The sequence below is a fragment of the Aureimonas pseudogalii genome (assembly GCF_014196835.1).
GTDB lineage: Bacteria > Pseudomonadota > Alphaproteobacteria > Rhizobiales > Rhizobiaceae > Aureimonas > Aureimonas pseudogalii.
The window spans coordinates 1,148,673-1,168,307 of the sequence record NZ_JACIEK010000001.1; the positions used below are offsets into that span (position 1 = coordinate 1,148,673).

Annotated in this window: 18 protein-coding genes and 1 pseudogene; 9 read left to right on the forward strand and 10 right to left on the reverse strand. The window is 69.7% G+C overall.

All coding sequences use genetic code 11. The features are described 5' to 3' along the window. Positions 1-458 precede the first annotated feature (458 nt). From GGR04_RS05520 to GGR04_RS05530, 3 genes are all read right to left on the reverse strand, one after another. Positions 459-1,772 (reverse strand): PQQ-dependent sugar dehydrogenase, encoded by a 1,314-nt coding sequence (locus GGR04_RS05520; protein ID WP_183198638.1) that lies wholly within the window; start codon positions 1,770-1,772, stop codon positions 459-461. After that, positions 1,769-2,206: a DUF2231 domain-containing protein gene (locus GGR04_RS05525; protein WP_183198640.1), complete on the reverse strand. Its 438-nt coding sequence runs from the start codon at positions 2,204-2,206 to the stop codon at positions 1,769-1,771. Before GGR04_RS05525 ends, GGR04_RS05520 begins: the two co-directional genes overlap by 4 nt. 141 nt (positions 2,207-2,347) lie before the next feature. Further along, a complete protein-coding gene (locus GGR04_RS05530) occupies positions 2,348-3,238 on the reverse strand; it encodes a LysR family transcriptional regulator (protein WP_183198643.1) in 891 nt (296 codons plus the stop codon). A 310-nt stretch (positions 3,239-3,548) separates the two neighbouring features. Here GGR04_RS05530 and GGR04_RS05535 point away from each other — a divergent pair. The 4 genes and pseudogenes from GGR04_RS05535 to GGR04_RS05550 form a co-directional block, all read left to right on the forward strand. Beyond that, positions 3,549-4,081, forward strand: a pseudogene (locus GGR04_RS05535) (aldo/keto reductase); the annotation flags it as partial. Positions 4,082-4,120: 39 nt separating this feature from the next. Continuing rightward, positions 4,121-4,714, forward strand: a complete 594-nt coding sequence (locus GGR04_RS05540; protein ID WP_183198645.1) for a flavodoxin — start codon at positions 4,121-4,123, stop codon at positions 4,712-4,714. A gap of 157 nt (positions 4,715-4,871) precedes the next feature. After that, entirely contained in the window at positions 4,872-5,630 is a 759-nt protein-coding gene (locus tag GGR04_RS05545; protein WP_312857401.1) for a cytochrome c oxidase assembly protein, read from the forward strand. Further along, positions 5,627-6,133, forward strand: a complete 507-nt coding sequence (locus GGR04_RS05550) for a CopD family protein (RefSeq protein WP_183198648.1) — start codon at positions 5,627-5,629, stop codon at positions 6,131-6,133. The genes GGR04_RS05545 and GGR04_RS05550 overlap by 4 nt, the downstream gene beginning before the upstream one ends. On the opposite strand, the gene GGR04_RS05555 is transcribed toward GGR04_RS05550, so the two are convergent. Beyond that, positions 6,111-6,611, reverse strand: a complete 501-nt coding sequence (locus GGR04_RS05555) for a DUF2231 domain-containing protein (protein ID WP_183198650.1) — start codon at positions 6,609-6,611, stop codon at positions 6,111-6,113. The genes GGR04_RS05550 and GGR04_RS05555 overlap by 23 nt on opposite strands. Before the next feature lie 42 nt (positions 6,612-6,653). Between GGR04_RS05555 and coxB the strand changes: the two genes are divergently transcribed. Genes coxB through GGR04_RS05570 form a run of 3 tightly spaced genes read left to right on the forward strand, consistent with a single transcriptional unit; the run spans position 6,654 to position 10,275 of the window. Then, positions 6,654-7,340, forward strand: a complete 687-nt coding sequence (coxB, locus tag GGR04_RS05560) for a cytochrome c oxidase subunit II (protein ID WP_312857402.1) — start codon at positions 6,654-6,656, stop codon at positions 7,338-7,340. Next, the gene (gene ctaD / locus GGR04_RS05565; protein WP_183198654.1) at positions 7,337-9,916 is read left to right on the forward strand and encodes a cytochrome c oxidase subunit I; all 2,580 of its coding nucleotides are present in this window, start codon (positions 7,337-7,339) and stop codon (positions 9,914-9,916) included. Before coxB ends, ctaD begins: the two co-directional genes overlap by 4 nt. Continuing rightward, entirely contained in the window at positions 9,913-10,275 is a 363-nt protein-coding gene (locus GGR04_RS05570; RefSeq protein WP_183198656.1) for a hypothetical protein, read from the forward strand. The genes ctaD and GGR04_RS05570 overlap by 4 nt, the downstream gene beginning before the upstream one ends. An 18-nt stretch (positions 10,276-10,293) precedes the next feature. On the opposite strand, the gene GGR04_RS05575 is transcribed toward GGR04_RS05570, so the two are convergent. Next, a complete protein-coding gene (locus GGR04_RS05575) occupies positions 10,294-11,439 on the reverse strand; it encodes a flavin-containing monooxygenase (protein WP_183198658.1) in 1,146 nt (381 codons plus the stop codon). Positions 11,440-11,583: 144 nt separating this feature from the next. Between GGR04_RS05575 and GGR04_RS05580 the strand changes: the two genes are divergently transcribed. Both GGR04_RS05580 and GGR04_RS05585 read left to right on the forward strand, forming a co-directional pair. Next, on the forward strand, positions 11,584-12,624 hold the full coding sequence (locus tag GGR04_RS05580; RefSeq protein ID WP_183198660.1) for a phosphatidylglycerol lysyltransferase domain-containing protein: 1,041 nt from the start codon (positions 11,584-11,586) through the stop codon (positions 12,622-12,624). A gap of 104 nt (positions 12,625-12,728) precedes the next feature. Then, entirely contained in the window at positions 12,729-13,406 is a 678-nt protein-coding gene (locus GGR04_RS05585) for an arylesterase (RefSeq protein ID WP_183198662.1), read from the forward strand. A gap of 42 nt (positions 13,407-13,448) precedes the next feature. Here the strand turns inward: GGR04_RS05585 and GGR04_RS05590 are convergent, their stop codons facing one another. The 5 genes from GGR04_RS05590 to GGR04_RS05610 form a co-directional block, all read right to left on the reverse strand. Beyond that, a complete protein-coding gene (locus GGR04_RS05590) occupies positions 13,449-15,692 on the reverse strand; it encodes a xanthine dehydrogenase family protein molybdopterin-binding subunit (protein WP_183199030.1) in 2,244 nt (747 codons plus the stop codon). A 68-nt stretch (positions 15,693-15,760) separates the two neighbouring features. Continuing rightward, positions 15,761-16,750, reverse strand: a complete 990-nt coding sequence (locus tag GGR04_RS05595) for an FAD binding domain-containing protein (protein WP_183198664.1) — start codon at positions 16,748-16,750, stop codon at positions 15,761-15,763. After that, the gene (locus GGR04_RS05600; protein WP_183198666.1) at positions 16,747-17,271 is read right to left on the reverse strand and encodes a (2Fe-2S)-binding protein; all 525 of its coding nucleotides are present in this window, start codon (positions 17,269-17,271) and stop codon (positions 16,747-16,749) included. Before GGR04_RS05600 ends, GGR04_RS05595 begins: the two co-directional genes overlap by 4 nt. A 149-nt stretch (positions 17,272-17,420) precedes the next feature. Then, positions 17,421-18,260 (reverse strand): aspartyl/asparaginyl beta-hydroxylase domain-containing protein, encoded by an 840-nt coding sequence (locus tag GGR04_RS05605; RefSeq protein WP_183198668.1) that lies wholly within the window; start codon positions 18,258-18,260, stop codon positions 17,421-17,423. 581 nt (positions 18,261-18,841) lie between these two features. Beyond that, positions 18,842-19,480 (reverse strand): thiamine diphosphokinase, encoded by a 639-nt coding sequence (locus GGR04_RS05610; protein ID WP_183198670.1) that lies wholly within the window; start codon positions 19,478-19,480, stop codon positions 18,842-18,844. Positions 19,481-19,635 lie beyond the last annotated feature (155 nt).

Genomic DNA, 19,635 nt, shown 5'->3' on the forward strand with positions numbered 1-19,635 from the left:
AACCCAAACGCCTGCTCCGCGGCCAAAGCTCGTTCCAGAAGGGGCGCTCGTTCCAGAAGGAACGGCGCGACGACGCGGATCTTCGTCGGGAAGCGGTTCTCACAGAGCCGCGAATCGCTTGCTGCCCTGTCTACGGGCGTTCACCCACGGTTGCAGCGTCGGCGCCGTTCGTTCGAAGGCGCCTTCACGGCATGTTCGAGGGTGGCTCCGATCAGTCTCTACGGCGCCCGTCGGATGAATGACGGACGGTATGATCGACCACGAACTGGCAAGCGCCGTCCACGTCTTCGCGCGACGTTCGACACGCTGGGACTACCAACGCTCTCATGTGTTTCGGAGCGAATTCGGGTGGTTGCCGAACCCATCTCAACGGGAAAATCCAGATTGATCTGCACCGATCGGTCGCCGCCGGGAGAGAAGGGCGACCGATGGCGAAAACTGGGATTGGCCCGATCCGATCAGCGCGACGCCTGCGCCTGCGGGCCGGGAGCCACGCGCCAGATCGTGTTGGAGAGATCGTCGGCGATCAGCAGGATCCGCCGCGTCGGATCGAACGTCACGCCGACGGGCCGGCCGCGGGTCTCGCCACCCTCGATGTGGAACCCGGTGACGAAGTCCACGGGGTCGCCGGCCGGGCGGCCCTGCTCGAACGGCACGAAGACGACCTTGTAGCCCGACGGGTCCTGCCGGTTCCAGCTGCCGTGCTCGCCGACGAAGGCGCCCTGCGCGAAAGGGCTGCCGAAGCCGTTCTCAGTTGCGAAGGAGAGGCCCAGCGCCGCGACGTGCGAGCCAAGGGCGTAGTCCGGCGTGATCGCGGTCTCCACCAGTTCCGGCTTCTGCGGATGGACGCGGGGGTCGAGATTCTGGCCCCAGTAGCTGTAGGGCCAGCCGTAGAAGGCGCCCTCGCGCACGGAGGTCAGGTAGTCCGGCACCAGCTGCGGCCCGAGTTCGTCGCGCTCGTTGACGACGGCCCAGAGTGCCTGGCTCGTAGGCTCGATCGCCAGAGCCGTCGGGTTGCGGATGCCGCGCGCAATGGTCCGCGTCGCTCCGGTCGCGCGGTCGATCTCCCAGACGACCGCCCGCTCCTCCTCGACGTTCATGCCGCGCTCGCTGACATTGCTGTTCGAGCCGATGCCGACATAGAGCTTGGTGCCGTCGGCGCTCGCGGTGAGCGACTTCGTCCAGTGGTGGTTGATGGCCGAGGGAAGCTTGGCGACCTCCTCGCCGGGTGCGGTGATCTGCGTCTGGCCTTCCTCGTAGGGGAAGCGCAGCAGCGCGTCCTGGTTGGCGACGTAGAGCGAGCCGTCGACGAACGCGAGGCCGTAGGGCGCGTTGAGGTTCTCGATGAAGACGGTGCGCAGTTCCGGCGTGCCGTCGTTGTCGGCGTCGCGCAGCAGCGAGATGCGGTTGCCGCTCTTCACCTGCGTGTTGCCCTGCTTCTTGATCACGCCGGCGATGATGTCCTTCGGCCGGAGCGCCGGGGCATTGCCGCCCCGTCCCTCGGCGACGAGGATGTCGCCGTTCGGCAGCACCAACATCTGACGCGGGATCAGGAAGTCGCTCGCCATCGCGTTGATCGTGAAGCCCTGCGGAACGGTCGGCACCTGTCCGTTCCAGCCGGCCGGCTCGGCGATCTTCATCGGCGGGATGAGCGTCTCGTTCACCGCCGGCAGGTCCGGCGTCGCGCCGACCTGGCTGAGGCTCGGGTCGCTCTCGCTGCAACCCGTGAGAGCCAATGCGGCGACGGCGGCGAGGAGGAAGGTTCGGGTCATCGGACGGCGTCCCAGCGCAGGCTTCGGGAGAAAAACATCCAGCCCGCCGCGAGGGCGAGAAGAGTGGTGGCGACCGACAGGCCGGCTCCGGCCGTGCCGACGGAACTCCACGCGTCGCGCGCATGGTGGAAGGCGTTAACCAGACCGAGCACCCACATGACCGCAAGGGTCGCGAAATAGGCCAACCGACCGCGGCTTCCGGGACGACGGAGCTTGAGGAGCCAGTCGATCAGCGCCCAGGCGGCGACCAGCCCGCCGAAGACGAGCGCCCCGGCGATCGCCCAGCTCGCGAAATTGGTCCACTGGATCTCGGACGTGTTGAGATAGGCGACGTCCGACGCGAGCGCGGTGCTGAAGAGGGCGACGGGAAAACTGAGAAGGATGCCGTGCACGGCGTCCATGGGCGATCGATGATGGTAGGCGGTGTGGCTCATGCCGAACTCCGTTTCGGTCTGGCTACAATCCAAAGTGGAGCGATCCGTTCCGATCCGCCATCCCGGCACATCCGGACGCAAGGTGAACGATCCTGCGACGACGCACCCGTCGCGCTTCCGTTCCAGAAGGCCGACGAAACCTCAATCCCGGTATCGCAGCGCCTCCAGAAGCAGGGCGAAGGCCGGGGACGGCTGCCGGCGGCTGGGATAGTAGAGATAGTAGCCGTCGAACGGCTCGCACCAGTCTTCCAGCACGCGCACAAGCGAGCCGTCGCCGAGGAGCGGGGCGACGCGGTCCTCGACCAGATGCGCGATGCCGTGGCCGGCGGCGGCGGCCTCCACGATGAGGGCGACGTCGTTCATCACGAGCTGTCCCTCGACCTTGACCCGAACCTCGCGCCCGCCCCGCTCGAACTCCCAGGCATAGACGCTGCCGCTGACCATGCGCAGGTTGATGCAGGCATGCCCCGCCAGATCGTCGGGCGTTTCGGGACGCGCGAAACGGGCGAGGTAGCCGGGCGAGGCCACGGTCGCCATCCGCAATCGCGGCCCGACCCGCATCGCGATCATGTCCTGTTCCAGGCGTTCGCCGAGACGCACGCCCGCGTCGAACCGCTGGGCGACGATGTCGGTGAGGCCGGACTGGACGTCGATCTCCACCCGGATGTCCGGGTTCTCCGCGGTCAGGCGGCTGACGGCCGGCCAGAGAACGGACCGCGCGGCGTGCTCGGAGGTGGTGATCCGGATCGTCCCGGCGGGACGCTCGCGAAGCTCGGTCAACGAGGCGAGCGTCGCCTCGATCTCCTCGAAGGCGGGCCGCAGGGTCTCGATCAGCCGCTCCCCGGCCTCGGTCGGCGCGACGCTGCGGGTGGTGCGCGTCAGAAGCCGCAGACCGAGCTTGGCCTCCAGCCTTCGAACCGAATGGCTGAGGGCGGACTGCGAAACCCCGAGCCGGGCCGCCGCGCGCGTGAAGCTTCGCTCCTCCGCCACCGCGAGGAACATCGACATGCCTCCCAGATCCTCGCGCGGCACGACGCCTCCCTCGAAGCGGTTTCATGACGGACCGTCATAGGCCCATGCGCTCGGTCTTGTCTAACGAGCGGCATTGGCGGTCGCTACCTTCCAGACGACGCAAGACCCGGCCCATGAGCCATCCAAGGCGAGGACCATCGCGATGACGACGACACGAGCCCCCGAGATCGGCCGCCGCGCCCTGTTGCTGGCCGGCGGGGCCCTCGCCGCCGCTCCTCTGGCGAGCCGGGCCTTCGCTCAAGGCCCCGCGACGCAGGCGGCCGGCGCTGCCCCGGCCCCCGACTTACCGGTCGTGACGGCGCGCCGGATGCTCGGCACGCTGCGCCGGGCGCATGCCGAGCTGCCCGTCGCGGCCGTCCAGAGCGAGTATTCCATGCTCTGGCGCGGGCCGGAGGCGCAGTGCTCGGGGTCTGCGAGGAACTCGGCATCGGCTTCGTGCCGTGGAGCCCGCTCGGCGTCGGCTTTCTGACCGGCGCCATCGACGCCCAGACACGGTTCGCCGAAGGCGACATCCGTGGGGGCGAGTCGAGGTTCTCGCCGGACAACCTTCCCGGCAATCTCGCCCTGGTCGAACTCGCCAGGACCTGGGGCCAGCGCAAGGCGGCCACGCCCGGCCAGATCGCGCTCGCCTGGCTGCTGACGCAACGCCCCTTCGTCGTGCCGATCCCCGGCACCACGCAGATGGCCCACATGCTGGAGAACAACGGCGCGGCCGACCTGCGCTTTACGGCCTCGGAGCTCGCCGAACTCGACGCCGCCGTGCGCGCCGTCGAGATCCGGGGCGCAAGACTGCCGGATGCCGTGCTCGCCTATTCTGGCGTGGAGGCCCCGCCTCGGAGCTGACCGGACGACGATCCCGCGATCGCGAAGAGGAGACGATCCATGACATCCACCAAGACCATCTCGCGCCGGCAGGCGCTGAAGGGATCGCTGGCCTTGCCTCTCGCGGCAGGCATGGGGTCTCTCACCACGGGAACCGGACCGGCTTCGGCGACGGGGCGCACGTCGAGCCTCGTCGCCTACTTCACGAGGACGGGAAACACCCGGCTGATCGCCACCCAGATCGCACGAGCCCAGGGGGCGACGCTGTTCCAGATCGTTCCGAGGGATCCCTACCCCGAGGACTACGAGGAGCAGGTGGCGCAGGCGGAGGACGAGCGACGGCGCGCCTACCTGCCGCCGCTGCGAGGAACCGTGCCGGACTTCGACGGCTTCGACACCGTGTATCTCGGCTTTCCGATCTGGGGCACGACGGCCCCGTCGGTGATCCGGTCGTTCCTCCGGGCCCACGACATGTCGGGCAAGCGGCTGGCGCCGTTCGTCACGCATGGTGGCTATGGCCTCGGCAGCAGTCTCGCCGTGGTGGCCGAGCAGGCCCCGGGCGCCCGTCTCGCCGACGCCTTCTCCAAAGAGTGCGACCAGGAGCGGGAGACGCTGCGGGAGGTGACGCAATGGCTGGACGGAACCGCACGATGATCGGCGGCGCCAGCGCGCCGAACCCGAGGCCGACGCGGGACGACCGGCGATGCCGAGCCTGTGATGACGAGGGCCCGTTGTCGGCTCGCGTCCCCGTGATATCTCGAACGCAAGGACAAACCGCGCTCGGGCGCCAGGGATCGGAGACGAGACGGCCGTGCAGGACTGGACTTCGGTGCCCTATTGCGGAACGCCGCCGCAGCCGACGGACCTGCTTCTCGCCTGGAACCTTGATCCCTGGCTCATCCTCGCTCTCGCACTGGCCGCGATGGGCCGCTTTCATCCGGCCCTGGCCGGAGACAACGCTCGGCGACGATGCTTCGATCTCGCCCTCGTTGTCGCCGCGCTGGCCTTTCTCTCGCCACTCTGCGCCCTGTCCTCGGCGCTGTTCTCAGTGCGCATCGTCCATCACGTCCTTCTCGTCTCGGCCATCGCGCCGCTTCTGGCCGCGGCGTTTCCAGCGCCGAGCCGGCCGCTCGCAGGCGCACGGCTCGTGCTCGGCGTGCTGGCGGCCTCGGCGACGCTCTGGTTCTGGCACGCGCCCGCCGCATACGCCGCGGCCCTCTCGGACGACCACCTCTACTGGCTGATGGAGCTGACGCTGGTCGGGAGCGCGGTCTTCGTCTGGCGCGAGCTTCAGAGCCCCGGCGCCCTCATGCGCACCGCTCTCGGCCATGTCGCGCTGATCGTGTCGATGGGCCTTCTCGGCGCCCTCCTCACCTTCGCACCGGCGCCGCTCTATGCGCTGCATATCGTGGCCGCTCCAATCTACGGCCTGACGCCGCTGGAGGACCAGCAGCTCGCCGGGCTCGTCATGTGGGTGCCTGCGATCGTGCCGAACCTCCTGGCCGCGCTCTTGTCGCTCGATCGCGTGGTCAACGCAGCCGAGGGCGGGCGCCTCGCCTCCCCCGCATGATCGTCGTCTGGCTGAAACTCCTGCATGTCACCGCGCTCTCGATCTGGGCCGGCGGCATCCTCCTGATGCCGCTGCTGCTTGGCCGTCGCGAGGCGGCGGGCGACGGCGCGACGCTGCATCGCCTGCACGCCTTCTCGCGTTTCGCCTATATCGTGGTGATCTCGCCGGCGGCCTTCGTGGCCATCGGCTCCGGGATCGGCCTGATCTTCGCGCGCGAGGTCTACACCGCCTGGTTCGCCGCCAAGCTGCTGCTGGTCGGCGGGCTGGTGGCCCTGCATGTCTGGGTGGGGCTGCTCGTCCTGTCGGTGTTCGACGAGGGCGGGCGCTTCGCGCGCTGGCGCGTCGCCGCCAGCGTGGTCGTCTTGTCGGCGCTCATCACGGCGATCTTCTGGGTGGTGCTCGCCAAGCCGCCGATCGCGCTCGCCGGCTGGGTCGCGGATCTCGCGCGGCCCGGCGGTCTCGGCGCGCTCGCCGAGCCCCTCATTCGTCGTCTGACACCATGATGCCGACCCCGTGATGCAGGATCAGCTTTCCCCCATGCCAGCCCGCCAGACCGGTGAACACGGCGCCGAGCGCGGAGAGCGCGAGGCCGAGCGGCAGCACCGCGTCGGGATCGGCCAAGCGCAGGCCCCAGTTGAGGCCGATGATCGACACGAACATCATGGCCGCGATGGCGTGCGTCCAGCTCGCCGCGCGCGCCCGGATGCCGGGCACCAGCAGGAGTTCCAGCGTGCCGACCGCCGAGGCGCCGACCGCCGTCCAGAAGGCGAAGCCCGCCGCCCACAAGCCCGCGCGCAGCCAGAACGGGTCGGCGCTCCACCAGTAGAAGACGTCGGCACCAAGCGTCGCGACCGCGAGCGCGATCGGGAAATGCACCGCCATGGCATGGATCGGATGGCCGGCCACCGCCACGGCGGAGCCGATGTCCTTCTCCGCGACGGCGCTCAGAACGGGGCTGTCGTCGGTCGCGGTCTTGCTCATGGAGGCTCCGGAAACGGGTCGCGCCGGTGCGGCGCGGGGGCGGTGATCGTCCTGTCATGTGGGCTGTCGGGCTGCGCCGGCAACCTGTCGATCCTCGATCCCGCCGGTCCGGCGGCCGCCGCGACCGCGACGCTCGCCATCGTGATGTTCGCTGGTGCGGCTCTGATCCTGGCGCTCGTCTGCGTGCTGTTCGCGCTGGCTATGTGGCGGCCGGGCATCGGCGAGGCGGTGCCGCCCAAGCGCTGGCTCGTCTGGGGCGGCCTCGTCTTTCCGAGCGTCACGCTGACCGCGCTCCTCGTCTTCGCGCTCGGCACCGGCGAGCGCCTCCTGCCCCATCCCGGCGAGACCCGGACGGTCGTCGAGGCCCATCCCGAGCAGTGGCGCTGGCGCTTCCGCTACGGTGACGGCCGCGAGACGCTGGACGTCCTTCATCTTCCGGCCGCGCGCGCGGTGGACGTGCGCGTCGTCGGCGGCGACGTGATCCACTCCTTCTGGGTGCCGCGCCTCGCCGGCAAGGTCGACGCCATCCCCGGCCACGTCAACACGATCCGCATCCAGGCCGACCGACCCGGCCGCTATGGCGGCGTGTGCTCGGAATTCTGCGGCACCGGCCACACGCTGATGCGCTTCGAGGCGCTGGCGCACGCGCCAGAGGATTTCGAGGCGGCCCTGTCGGCGGCCGCCGGCCCGCCGCGAGTGGCCGAGACGACGCAGGAGATGCCCCGATGAGCGACGTCGCCCCTCCCGACGCCTTCGCTCACACCGCCGATGCCGTGGTGGACCGCCCGCCGGCGCTGACGCCGGCGCAGCGCGAGCTGGAGCGCATCTGGTCGACGCCGCCGGGATGGGGCCGCCTTTCGGCCGTGAACCACACGGTTCTCGGTCGTCGCTTCATGGTGGCCGCCTTCGTGTTCTTCGCCATCGGCGGGGCGCTCGCCATGCTGATCCGCGCCCAGCTCGCCTCGCCGCGCTCGGCCTTCCTGGGCCCCGACCTCTACAACCAGATCTTCACCATGCACGGCACGGTGATGATGTTCCTCTTCGCCATCCCGATGTTCGAGGGGGTGGCGATCTACCTCCTGCCCAAGATGCTGGGCGCGCGGGACTTCGCCTTTCCGCGCCTCACCGCGCTCGGCTTCTGGTGCTACGTCTTCGGCGGCGGCATCCTGATCGCGGCGCTTCTCGCGGGCGCGGCGCCGGACGGCGGCTGGTTCATGTACACGCCGCTCTCTTCGAGCACCCACTCGCCCGGCATCAACGCCGACGTCTGGCTGCTCGGCGTCACCTTCGTCGAGGTCTCGGCGATGGCGGCGGCGGTGGAGCTCGTGGTCTCGATCCTCAGGTTCCGCGCGCCGGGCATGACGCTGGCGCGCATGCCGCTCTTCGGCTGGTACATTCTCGTCACCGCCGGCATGATGCTCGTCGGCTTCCCGCCGCTGATCCTCGGCTCGATCCTGCTCGAGGTGGAGCGGGCCTTCGACCTGCCCTTCTTCGACCCCACGCGCGGCGGCGATCCGCTGCTGTGGCAGCATCTGTTCTGGCTCTTCGGCCACCCCGAGGTCTACATTATCTTCCTCCCGGCGGCCGGCATCGTCTCGACGATCCTGCCGGTTCTCGTTGGCCGGCCGCTGATCGGCTATTCCTGGGTCGTGGTCTCGGTGGCCGCCACCGGCTTCCTCAGCTTCGGCCTGTGGGTCCACCATATGTTCGCGGTCGGCATTCCGCATCTGGCGCAGGCCTTCTTCTCGGCCGCCAGCATCCTCGTCGCCGTGCCGACCGGCGTGCAGATCTTCCTCTGGCTGGGAACGATGCTGGCCGGCCGGCCGCGCATGAGCGTGCCCATGCTCTACCTGTTCGGCTTCTTCTCGGTGTTTGTCTGCGGCGGGCTGACGGGCGTGATGGTCGCCGTCGTGCCCTTCGACTGGCAGGTCCACGACACCCATTTCGTGGTGGCCCATCTGCACTACGTGCTCGTCGGGGGCTTCGTCTTTCCGATGCTGGCCGCCGCCTACTACTACCTGCCGCACGTCACGGGCCGGCAGCCCGTCTATGCGGTCGGGGTGCTGGCCTTCTGGCTGATCTTCGTCGGTTTCAACCTCACCTTCTTCGTGATGCACCTGACCGGTCTGCTCGGCATGCCGCGCCGCTGGGCCTACGTTCCCGAAGGGCTCGGCTGGGAATGGCCGAACCTCGTCTCCTCGATCGGCGGCTTCGTGACCACGGCCGGCTTCGCGCTGTTCGCCGTCGACATGCTCTTCCAGTTCCGCTTCGGTCGGCCGAGCCCGCCCGATCCCTGGAGCGCCGAGACCCTGGAATGGGCGACCGCCACGCCGCCGCGGCCCTACGCCTTCGCGGCGCTGCCCGAGGTCGCGGGGCGCGCGCCGCTGAAGGACGATCCGGGCCTGCGCGAGCGCCTCGACCGGGGCGAGGGTTTCCTCGCCGTCCCGCGCAACGGCTGGCAGGAGACGCTCGTGGTGGACGCCGCCACCGCGCAGCCGCTCCACATCGCCGTGCTGCCGCGCCCGAGCTTCCTGCCCTTGTGGAGCGCGCTCGCCATCGGCGGCTTCGTGCTGTCGCTCCTCTTCAAGCTCTACTGGTTCTCGCCCGTCGCGATCCTCCTCGTGACAGCGTCCTTCCTCGCCTGGGGCCCCTCCTCCGGGCACCGCCGAAGCTTCGGCGCGCTGGATGCCGGGCGGGGGCTGTCGCTGAAGGTCCATGCCGAGGTGGAGCGCCCGCCGACCTGGTGGGGCCTCATGCTGCTGCTGGTCGCCAACGCTACCCTCTTCGCCTCGCTCCTGTTCGGTGCCCTGTTCCTCTGGCTGACCGCCCCGCTTTGGCCGGCGCTCCTCGACGTCTCGCTTCCTCTCCCGAAGCGCGCCGCGCTGGTGATCGCTGCCGCCGCCGCCGCCATTCTTGCGCACCTGGCGCTCGCGAGGGCGCGTCGCACCGGGCCGGACGCGGCGGTGCCGATGCTCGCCGGCGCCGCGCTGGCGCAGGTGCTCGCCGCGGCGCTCGGCGTCTGGCTTCTCGCGGTCCACGTGCCCGACCCGACCCGGCACGCCTATCCCGCCCTCGTCTTCGCCTTTCTCGCCTACCTCGTTCTCCACGCCGCGATCGGCGCGGTGCTGGCGGGCTTCGGCATCTGGCGCTGCCGAGCCGGGTTCGTGGCGCGCGATCGCCTCGGCGATCTCGCCATCGGCACGCTCTGGCACGACTACACGGCCGCGGCGACGCTGATCGCCGTCCTATTCCTCGCCGCGCTCGAGGCGCTGATCCCCTTCGGTGCCCTGATGGTGCAGCCGTGAACGCGACGCGGCATCGCCCGACCGTCGATCTCGCGCTCCTCTTCGCGGGCTTCACGCTCTGGGCCGCGGCCTTCGTCACGCTCTACGCGCTTCTGTCGCTCGGCTGCGCCTGGCGATGGGAGACGGTGGCGTTGGGGCCGGTGAGCCTGCATCGTGCGGCCCTCGTCGGCGTCTGGCTCGCCTACGCTGGGGCCGCCGCGGCGCTCGCGGTCTGGACGCGAAGGCGCGCGCGCCGGCTGGCCGATGCGGGCGACCCTTCCGCCTTTCTCGCCCGCGCCTCGTTCTGGACGAATGGCGTGGCCTTCGGGGCGACGGTGTTGAATTTCATGCCGGTCCTCAGCTTGTCCACCTGCCTCTAGAGCCGACGCCTTCGCGCTTCAGACGCGCATCGTCCGCGCGATCGAGCGGGCGGCGTGCTCGGCTTCGCGCCGCGCCTGCCGGAAGTAGCTCGTCAGGCTCGGCCGCATGCCGACGAGCCAGAGACCGGGCACCGAGGTTTCGCCGAGCCGCCCGCGAAGGCGCGGGCGGCCCGCCTCGTCGATCGCTCCCAACGGGCCGAGCAAGGGCGCGAGGGCCGACGCATAGCCGAAGGCGGCGATCACGATCTCCGGTTCGAGCCGCGTGCCGTCGGCGAGGATCACGCCCGCCGCCTCGAATGCCACGACCGGCGGAACGACGCTGATCCGCCCCCGCTTGATCGCCGCGACTGCCCCGTCGTCGACGGCGATCGCGACGTGATCCTCGGCCAGTCGCGTCGCGGCGTCGTGCCGCCCCGGCGGAAAGCCGTGCCGGGCGAGGTCGCCGAACGCGATCCGCTGCGTCCACCCGACGAGGCGATCGACGAGCCGGGTCGGCAACGCGGCCATCAGCGGCGACAGCCGATGCACCGCGAAGCCACCGAGGCGTTTGGGCAGCAGGCCGGGGCTGCGCCGGAGCGACAGCCAGACGGGGCCGGTCTCGACGCGGCTAAGATGGTTGAGGACGTCGAACCCCGAGTTGCCGCCGCCGACGACGAGGACGGATCGCCCGGCATAGGCGCGGGCCTCGCCGAACTCGGCGGCGTGGACGATGCGTCCCCCGAAGGTCTCGATGCCCTTCCAGGGCGGGATCGACGGCAGGGCGTCGCGTCCCGTCGCGACGATCACGGCCCGCGCATGGAGGGTGCCCGCCTTTGTCGCGATGGCGAACGGTCCGTCGGTCCTGGCGAGAGACAGCACCTCGACGCCGTGGCGGATCTCGAAGCGATGCCGGTCGGCGAAAGCCTGGAGATGCGCGATCACGGCGTCTCGCTTGGGAAAGGCGCCGGTTCCCGCCGGATAGGCCGATCCCGGCAGCGACGAGACCGAGCGGTGGGTGTTGAGGGTCAGTTGCGGATGGCGGCGGTTCCAAGAGGTCCCGACCTCGCCTTCCCGCTCGAGAACGAGCGGCTCGATGCCCTGCCCTCGCAGCGCGTGGGCCGCCGTCAGCCCGGCCAGTCCCGACCCGATGACGACGACGTCTCTGACGATGGGGTCCAGGCTCATGAAGATCCGCTCGAAGGCCGGGGCATGCCGGCGGGAATGCCACAGGGGGAATGATTGACTAACCGCCTTCGCCATGGAAAGCGAACCGTCGATTGGCAGGACGCGGGCCATCGACCGCCGAGCCCCGCGCAGGAACCACGGCGCATGCCAAGCTTCAAGTCGATGCTGGATTCGTGGCTGGAGGCGCGGCTTCCGGCCGTTCCCGCCTTCGAGCCCGACCTCGAGACCCGGCTCGCCCTGTGCCGCCGGCATGGCGACTTCTCGCTCGCCTATTCCACCGCGGTGCAGCCCGGACTTCGCTATTTCGGCGACGACAAGGGCTATATCGCCTTCGCCACCAAGATGGGACATGCCTTCGTCCTCGGCGATCCCGTGGCGCGCGAGGCGGACCGGGCGGACTTCATCCGTCGCTTCGTGGCGGAGACCCGGCATCCCTGCTTCGTTCAGATCGGCGCGGCCAGTGCCGGCGTCCTGGCCGACCTCGGCTACCGCGTCAACCAGCTCGGCATCGAGAGCGATCTCCATCTCGGCGCGCATTCCTTTGCCGGAAAGCGCAACGAGACGATCCGCTATTCCGAGGCGTGGCTGCGCAGGAAGGGCTACCGGATCCTCGAATGCGACGGGTCCGTCGTGGATGCCGAGGAGGTCCGGCACATCTCCTCGAACTGGCGCACCGGGCGCATCGTCAGCCGGCGCGAGATGCGGTTTCTGAACCGGCCTTTCGAGGCCCGCCTCGCCCCGCACATGCGGCGGTTCATGATCGTTCATCCCGAGGGGCACGCCACCGCCATCCTCGATTTCGACCCCATCTTCCAGGGCGGTGCCGTCGTCGGCTACACCTCGGCCTTCAAGCGCAAGCTCGTGGGAACGACGGCCCACGCCGAGATCGGCCTCACCAAATTCGCGGCCGATCGCTTCCGCGAGGAGGGCCGCAGCCGCCTGTCGTTCGGCCTGTCGCCTCTGGCCGATATCGAGGCGAGCGGGTTTCCCGAAAGCCGGATCTGGCGCCACTCCTTCGAGCGCGCGTTCCGTTCCAAACGCATCAACGAGACGATCTTCAACCTCCAGGGCCAGGCGGCCTTCAAGCGCCGCTTCCATGGCGTCCATCAGCCGAGCTACATCGCGTTCAAACGGGGCAGCCCGGTCGAGATGCTGGCGCTGCTGCGGTTGCTCAAGACGCTGTGAAGGCGCAGCGCCGCCGCCGCATCCGGCAGCGACATCGCGGCGCTTCGCAAAACCGGCCGGGCGATCCCATATCGGGTCGGTCTTGTCCTCCGGAGGTTGTCCCGATGCCTGATGGCGTTCCCGCGAGGACTGCAGCAGCAGCCCTGTCCCTGCTCGGTTTCGCCGTCGCGGCGGCGGCGCCGACTGCCGCACAGTCCAGCCCCAGGCCCATCCGCATCGTCGCCTTCGGCGACAGTCTGGTGGCGGGCTACGGCCTGCGGCCGGGCGAGGCCTTTCCGGCGCAGCTGCAGGCGGCGTTGCGCGCCAGGGGATACGACGTCTCGGTCGCCAATGCCGGCGTCTCCGGCGACACCACGGCCGCCGCGCTGACGCGCGCGCCGCGCGCCGTGCCGGCCGGCACGGACCTCGCCATCGTGGAGCTCGGCGCGAACGACATCCTGCGCGGCGTCCCTCCCGCCGCTACCGAGCGCAATCTCGACGCCATTCTGCGGCGCGTCTCGGGGAATGCCGACGCGGTGATCCTCGCCGGAATGATCGCGCCGCCCGGCCTCGGCAACGCGTTCTCGCGCTCGTTCGACCCGATCTACGAGCGGCTGGCCGAGCGCCACGGCGCGACGCTCTATCCGTTCTTCCTGACGGGCGTCGCGGGCCGCGCGAACCTCAACCTTCCCGACCGCATCCATCCGAACGCCGCCGGCGTGCGCCGCATCGTCGAGGGCATCCTCCCGACGGTGCGTCGCCAGCTCGACGCGCTGGCGAGGCGACCCGCCGCGCTCGACTGAACGGCGCCGGGGCCGCAGCCGAGGACGGCGGCGGTCTCCGTCCTACATGAGCTTGTCGAGCGTGATCGGCAGGTCGCGGACGCGCTTGCCGGTGGCGTTGAAGACGGCGTTGGCGACCGCAGCCGCGACGCCGGTGATGCCGATCTCGCCGATGCCCCGCGCGCCCATCGGCGCGTGCGGATCGGCGATGTCGTTCCAGATCAGGTCGATCGCCGGCACGTCGAGATGCACCGGCACATGGTACTCGGCGAGGCTCGGGTTCATGATCCGGCCCGACCGCTCGTCGAACTGCGTCTCCTCCATTAGCGCGAGGCCGAGCCCCATGATGATGCCGCCCTTGAACTGGCTCGCCGCCGTCTTGGGGTTGAGGATGCGCCCGCAATCGTAGGAGCCGAGGAAGCGCGAGACGCGCAGCTCGCCCGTGACGGCGTTGACGCGCACCTCCGCGAAGACAGCGCCGTAGGAGTGCATCGACCAGTGCTCGGTCTCGAGCGGCATCGGCGCCTCGCCGACGACGCTGATCTCGTCGCGCCCGGCCCGCGAGAGGATCGAGGCGTAGCTTTCGAAGCGATCGGGATGCTCAATCCCGGCGAGGCCGCCGTTCGTGCCACCCACTTCGTCCGGCGAGAGGCCGGCGAGCGGCGTGTCGTTGCCTGCGAGCTTCAGAAGCTCGGCCACCAGCAGGCGCTGCGCCGCGACCACCGAGGCGCCGATCGAGGCCGTCTGCTGCGAACCGCCGGCGAGCACCATGCCAGGCAGCGCGGAATCGCCATAGGCGAAGGAGACGCTCTCCATGGGAAGGCCCAGCCGCTCGGCGCAGATCTGCGTCTGCACCGTCGCCGTGCCCATGCCCATCTCGTGCGCGGCGATCGCGACGAGCGCCGTGCCGTCGCGCCGGATGGTGATCCGCGCGGCGCCGCCGGGCATGCGATGATAGGGGTAGGTTGCGGTCGCGCAGCCCATGCCGACGCGCCAATCCCCCTCGCGCCGCATGCCCGGCTCGGGGCTGCGGTGCGCCCAGCCGAAACGCTCGGCGCCCGTGCGGTAGGCCTCCAGCAGATTGCGCGAGGAAAAGGGCGTGCCCTTGACAGGATCGCGCTCCGGCTCGTTGCGCGCGCGCAATTCGATCGGGTCGAGGCCGAGATCGTGGGCGAGCTCGTCCACCGCCGATTCCAGCGCGAAGGTGCCGACCGCTTCGCCCGGCGCGCGCATGAAGGTGTTGGCGATCATGTCGAGCTTGGCGGCGTCGATGCCGAGCTTGAAGTTGCGCGCGCCGTAGAGGTTGAGCGTCGCCAGGATGAAGGGCTCGGGCATGCCGTTATGCGCCGTCGTGGCGATCGTGCCGGTGTGGACGATCGCATCGAAGCGGCCGTCCTCGTCCGTGCCGATCGCGACGCGCTGCTCGGTGAGCGTGCGCCCGCCGACGACCCGGTAGACGCCCTCGCGCGACAGGGCGATGCGCACCGGGCGCCCGGCGAGCTTCGCCGCCGCCGCGCCCAGCACCTGATGCTCCCACAGCGTCTTCGAGCCGAAGCCGCCGCCGACGAAGGGCGAGGTGACGTGGACCTTGTCCTCCTCGATGCCGAAGACCTGCGCCAGCGACCAGGCCGTGTGCGAGACGGCCTGCGTGGCGTCGTGGACCCGCAGCGTCTCGCCTTCCCAAAGGAGCGTCGCGGCGTGCGGCTCGATCGGGTTGTGGTTGTGGCGGGGGGTTCGGTAGACCTGGTCGACCCGGTGCGCGGCCTTCGCCAGTGCCGCTTCGGCGTCGCCGATCGCCACAGCGAGCGGCTGTCCCATGAAGGTCGCGGGTTCCGTGCACTTGGCCTTCGCCGCCTCGAACGAGGTCGTCGCGGGCTCGGCCGCGTAGTCCAGCGCGATCAGCGACGCCGCATGGTCGGCCTCTTCCTGCGTATGGGCGAGCACGAGGGCGACGGGCTGGCCGTTCCAGTGGATGCGGTCGTCCTGCAGGATCGGCAGGTCATTGCCGCCCGCCGCCTTCTGCGCCGAACCGAAGAGCGGCATCGGCTTCATGCGCGGGGCGTTGCGATGGGTCATCACGAGAACGACGCCGGGCGCGGCCTCCGCATGGGCCGTGTCGAGCGAGGCGATCCGGCCCTTCGGGATCGTGGAGTAGCGCACCGAGGCGAAGACGAGTCCCTCCAGCGCGAACTCGGCGGCAAAGCGCGCGTCGCCCTGCACCTTCAGGGGCCCGTCGATGCGCGACACCGAGGCGCCGACGAGGCCGTGCTTCTGGCGGCCGAGCGGATCGGGCTTGCCGCCGGGCATCCAGGCGTCCGGCGCCAGCTCGATCGCCTTCTTCACCACACTCTGGACCACGCTCTGAACGATGGTGCTCATATCCGGTCTCCCGTCAGATCGCCGAGGGTCGTCACGATGACGCGGCGCGCCAGCTCGATCTTGAACGCGTTGTCGCGAAGCGGCCGGGCATCGGCGAGTTCGGCCTCGGCCGCCACGCGGAACGTCTCGGCATTGGCGGGCCGGCCGCGAAGCGCCGCCTCGGCGCGCAACGCGCGCCAAGGCTTGTGGGCGACGCCGCCGAGCGCCAGCCGCACGTCGCGCACGGTGCCGTCGGGCGCCAGATCCAGCACGGCGGCCACCGACACGAGGGCGAAGGCATAGGACGCGCGGTCGCGCACCTTGCGGTAGGTCGAGCGCGCGGCAGAGCCGAGGCCCGGCAGTTCCACCGCCGTGATCAGTTCGCCGGGTCGCAGCTCGGTGTCGACGTCCGGCCGATCGCCGGGCAGGCGATGGAGATCGACGATCGGCAGCGTCCGGCGGCCACCCGCGCCTTCCAGATGCACGAGCGCGCCGAGCGCGGCGAGCGCCACGCACATGTCGGACGGATGGGTGGCGACGCAGCCTTCCGAGGCGCCGAGAATCGCGTGGATGCGGTTGAAGCCCTCGCGCGCGTCGCATCCGGTGCCCGGCATGCGCTTGTTGCAGCGGGCGGCCTCGTCGTAGAAATAGGTGCAGCGGGTGCGCTGAAGGAGATTGCCGCCCACCGTCGCCATGTTGCGGATCTGCCCGCTGGCGCCCGAAAGGATGGCGCGGGCGAGCACAGGATAGCGCTCGCGCACGCCCCGGTGCTCGGCCAGCGCCGTGTTGCGAACGGCAGCATCGATGATCAGGCCGCCTTCGGGGGTCTCCTCGATCCCTGCCGGCAATCCCGAGACGTCGATCAGCGTCGCCGGCTGCTCGATCCCCTCGCGCATCAGATCGACGAGGTTGGTGCCGCCGCCGAGATAGCGGGCGCCCGTCAGGGCTGCCGCCGCCTGAACTGCGCCGGCGCTGTCGGCGGCGCGCTGGAACTGAAACGGGGTCATGCCGCCTTCTCCGCTTCGATTTCGTTTCGAGCGAAGGTCTCGGCCACCGCCTCGACGATGCCGTTATAGGCGCCGCAGCGGCAGAGGTTTCCGCTCATGCGCTCGGCGATCTCCTCGCGCGTCAGCGTCACGCCGTCTGCGGCGACGTCGGCGGTGACGGCGCTCGGCAGGCCGCGCGCCGCCTCGCCGGCCATGCCGATCGCGGACAGAAGCTGGCCCGGCGTGCAGTAGCCGCACTGGAAGCCGTCATGCTCGACGAAGGCGCGCTGCAGCGGATGAAGGCCCGCTTCGCTCGCCAGCCCCTCGACCGTCGTCACCGATCGCCCGTCGTACTGGACCGCAAGGGCGAGGCAGGAGACGATCCGCTCGCCGTCCACCAGCACGGTGCAGGCACCGCAGGCGCCCTGGTTGCAGCCCTTCTTGGTGCCGGGCAGGCCGAGATGGTCGCGCAGGAGATCGAGCAGCGAGACGCGGGGATCGCCCGGCACCTCGCAGGAACGGCCGTTGATCGTGATCGTCATGATGCCCCCGGATCTGAACCCGTTCTAAACTAGGGCGGCGGGGATCGACCTGCCAAGGGGACGATCATCTTTGCCGGGCGTTTCCGGACGGGCGAGCCGCATGAGGCGGGTCTGCCCCGAACGCACCGAAGCTTTCCCCGCATCCGCGATCAGGGCTTGGCCGTACCGGCCTGCACCTTCGGCCGGCTGCCGAGCATCTTCCAGTTCTTGTAGAAGAGCGCCTTCATCTGGTCGGCGATGGCCGAGACGCCGGCGAGAAGCAGCGAGAGGAAGCCCGGCACGGGGCTCGGGCGGATGACGTCCATGAAGACGTTGTAGCGACGGGCGTCCACCTCGTTCACAGAGCGATGGAACAGCGTGTCGTCGAAGATGTAGAGCGGATCGTCGCGCCAGAGATGGCGCGCCCCGTTGCATTCGATGAAGACGCGGTCGCTGTCGGCGGGCTTGAGGTTGAGGAGCACCCGCAACGTCAGGCGCAGCGGCCCGTAGTGCCAGGTCGTCGATTCCTTGCCCGAGAAGACCGAGACGGCGATCGTCTTCACATAGCGGAAGTCGCGGTTGAACTCCGGCACGGTGTCGAGATGGCGCTTGCCGTACCAGCGATAGACATACATGCCGCGGCGCCCGTCGTGGAACTCGGCGTCGATCTCGCGGGTGATCTCGTCGCGCCGGGTGCGGAACGTGTTCAACACGGCGTCGATCTCCTCCTGCCATTCCGGTGGGAAGTCGGACAGGCGATAGACCCCGGGACTGCGGCGGCTGAGACCGTCGACGAGGAGGTTGAAGGGCGACAGGAGCCAGGTCGGAATGCCGTTGCCCATGAAGTAGCGCTGCAGCATCAGGCCAGTCTTGGCCTTGTTGCGCGAGACGTCGATCGCCCCGGCGATCAGCCAGATCAACGTCAGGATCGGCAGAAACCAAAGAAGCAGGGCGAGAAGTGGCAAGGCGATGGCGAAGCGGCGGAACGCCTTCTTCTGCGAGCGGGTCATGAGCGGGTCCGGAAGTCAGGAACGAATTCGCCGATAACGGACATGTGATCGCGTCGAACGCAAGGCAGGCGACGCGATGTCCTGCATGATCGATGCGTCGCCGTGGCAAGACTGCACGGTTCCACGGCGCTTCCACCCGCGACGGACGCCGATGACAGGATCTCCGCTTGGGCGAACGATGCGCCAAGCTCCTGCGAAAAAATGGTGTCTGCGGCGGGATTCGAACCCACGACCCCAGGATTCATACCACTTCGACTTTCGCCGCCGCCTTGCGGGCGTTCGTGGTCTGGACTGTCCCTTCACCCTAGACCGAAGCCCGTAGGTGCTGCCCTACCAGTCTCTACACCTTCCGGCAGTGCCGGCTTGGCTCGGGATCCGCATCGGCGCGAGTTGCGCGAAGCCTTCCCCGAATTTGAGCAGATCCGATGCGGACTTTCGAACCGCACCGCCCAATTTGCATCAGGAATCCTGTGCTCTATCCTGCTGAGCTACGCAGACATGCGGCCACTCGGCGCCCGAAAGGCCGGAGCGTCCACGCTTGTTGGTAGGACATCTCGGCCACCGAGACAAGCGCCCGGCCCTCACCGAACCGCCGGGTCGGCCTGCAACAGGAGCACCGCGCGCCCGCTCGCGAGGGTCACCGTCACCGGTCCGGTCGCCTCGTTCGACTGCGTGAGGATGGACGAGAAGGGCAGCGCGACGCCGTCGAGCGGGAAGCGAGCGCCCTCGATCGACAGGCCGGCGAGATCGGAAAACTTGAGGAGCGAGAACTGGGCACCGGGCGCGGCGTCGAATCGGTGCGGGAAGCCGTCGGCGGTAAGCGGCCAAGCCCGTTCGCGCCCGTCGAAAAGCTCGATCTCGCGCCCCGCCTCGGCTTCGCGCAGCGCCACGACGAGATGCGAGAAGGCGTGGTCGCTGCGCCCGCCGAAGGCACCGACGAGAAGGATCGACGTGGCGCCGCGCTCGACCGCGGCGGCGATCGCGAGTTCCCCATCCGTCTCGGCCTTGTCGCGCGGCAGGACCTGCCGGGCAATGCCGGCCCCAACGGCGGCATCGGGCTCGGAATCGAAATCGCCGACCCAGAGCTCGGGCCGAAGCCCGAGCGCTGCGGCATGGCGAATGCCGGCATCGGCCGCCACGACGCGCGTTCCCGCCACGGTGGCTCGAAGCGCCGGCGTCGGATGGATAGGGCCGGCGAGGAGACAGGTGAAACGCGCCATGGCCTCCCGTCTATCCCGTCCGGCGCCCCGGCGGCAATCGCGGGCGCCGGCCCTTCCGTTCGCGGGGGGATCCGCTCTCGCCGAGCGGCCCGGCACCGATCGTCCATCCCATCTGGCGAACCCCAATTTGGCCGGTTTCGGCCCGCATGGAAAAG

What these genes read in the sequence shown, in the direction of transcription:
- GGR04_RS05520 (WP_183198638.1), bottom strand. Translation starts at nt 1,772, where the DNA reads ATGACCCGAACCTTCCTCCTCGCCGCCGTCGCCGCATTGGCTCTCACG.
- GGR04_RS05525 (WP_183198640.1), bottom strand. Translation starts at nt 2,206, where the DNA reads ATGAGCCACACCGCCTACCATCATCGATCGCCCATGGACGCCGTGCAC.
- GGR04_RS05540 (WP_183198645.1), top strand. Translation starts at nt 4,121, where the DNA reads ATGACATCCACCAAGACCATCTCGCGCCGGCAGGCGCTGAAGGGATCG.
- GGR04_RS05550 (WP_183198648.1), top strand. Translation starts at nt 5,627, where the DNA reads ATGATCGTCGTCTGGCTGAAACTCCTGCATGTCACCGCGCTCTCGATC.
- GGR04_RS05555 (WP_183198650.1), bottom strand. Translation starts at nt 6,611, where the DNA reads ATGAGCAAGACCGCGACCGACGACAGCCCCGTTCTGAGCGCCGTCGCG.
- ctaD (WP_183198654.1), top strand. Translation starts at nt 7,337, where the DNA reads ATGAGCGACGTCGCCCCTCCCGACGCCTTCGCTCACACCGCCGATGCC.
- GGR04_RS05575 (WP_183198658.1), bottom strand. Translation starts at nt 11,439, where the DNA reads ATGAGCCTGGACCCCATCGTCAGAGACGTCGTCGTCATCGGGTCGGGA.
- GGR04_RS05580 (WP_183198660.1), top strand. Translation starts at nt 11,584, where the DNA reads ATGCCAAGCTTCAAGTCGATGCTGGATTCGTGGCTGGAGGCGCGGCTT.
- GGR04_RS05585 (WP_183198662.1), top strand. Translation starts at nt 12,729, where the DNA reads ATGCCTGATGGCGTTCCCGCGAGGACTGCAGCAGCAGCCCTGTCCCTG.
- GGR04_RS05590 (WP_183199030.1), bottom strand. Translation starts at nt 15,692, where the DNA reads ATGCCCGGCGGCAAGCCCGATCCGCTCGGCCGCCAGAAGCACGGCCTC.
- GGR04_RS05595 (WP_183198664.1), bottom strand. Translation starts at nt 16,750, where the DNA reads ATGACCCCGTTTCAGTTCCAGCGCGCCGCCGACAGCGCCGGCGCAGTT.
- GGR04_RS05600 (WP_183198666.1), bottom strand. Translation starts at nt 17,271, where the DNA reads ATGACGATCACGATCAACGGCCGTTCCTGCGAGGTGCCGGGCGATCCC.
- GGR04_RS05605 (WP_183198668.1), bottom strand. Translation starts at nt 18,260, where the DNA reads ATGACCCGCTCGCAGAAGAAGGCGTTCCGCCGCTTCGCCATCGCCTTG.
- GGR04_RS05610 (WP_183198670.1), bottom strand. Translation starts at nt 19,480, where the DNA reads ATGGCGCGTTTCACCTGTCTCCTCGCCGGCCCTATCCATCCGACGCCG.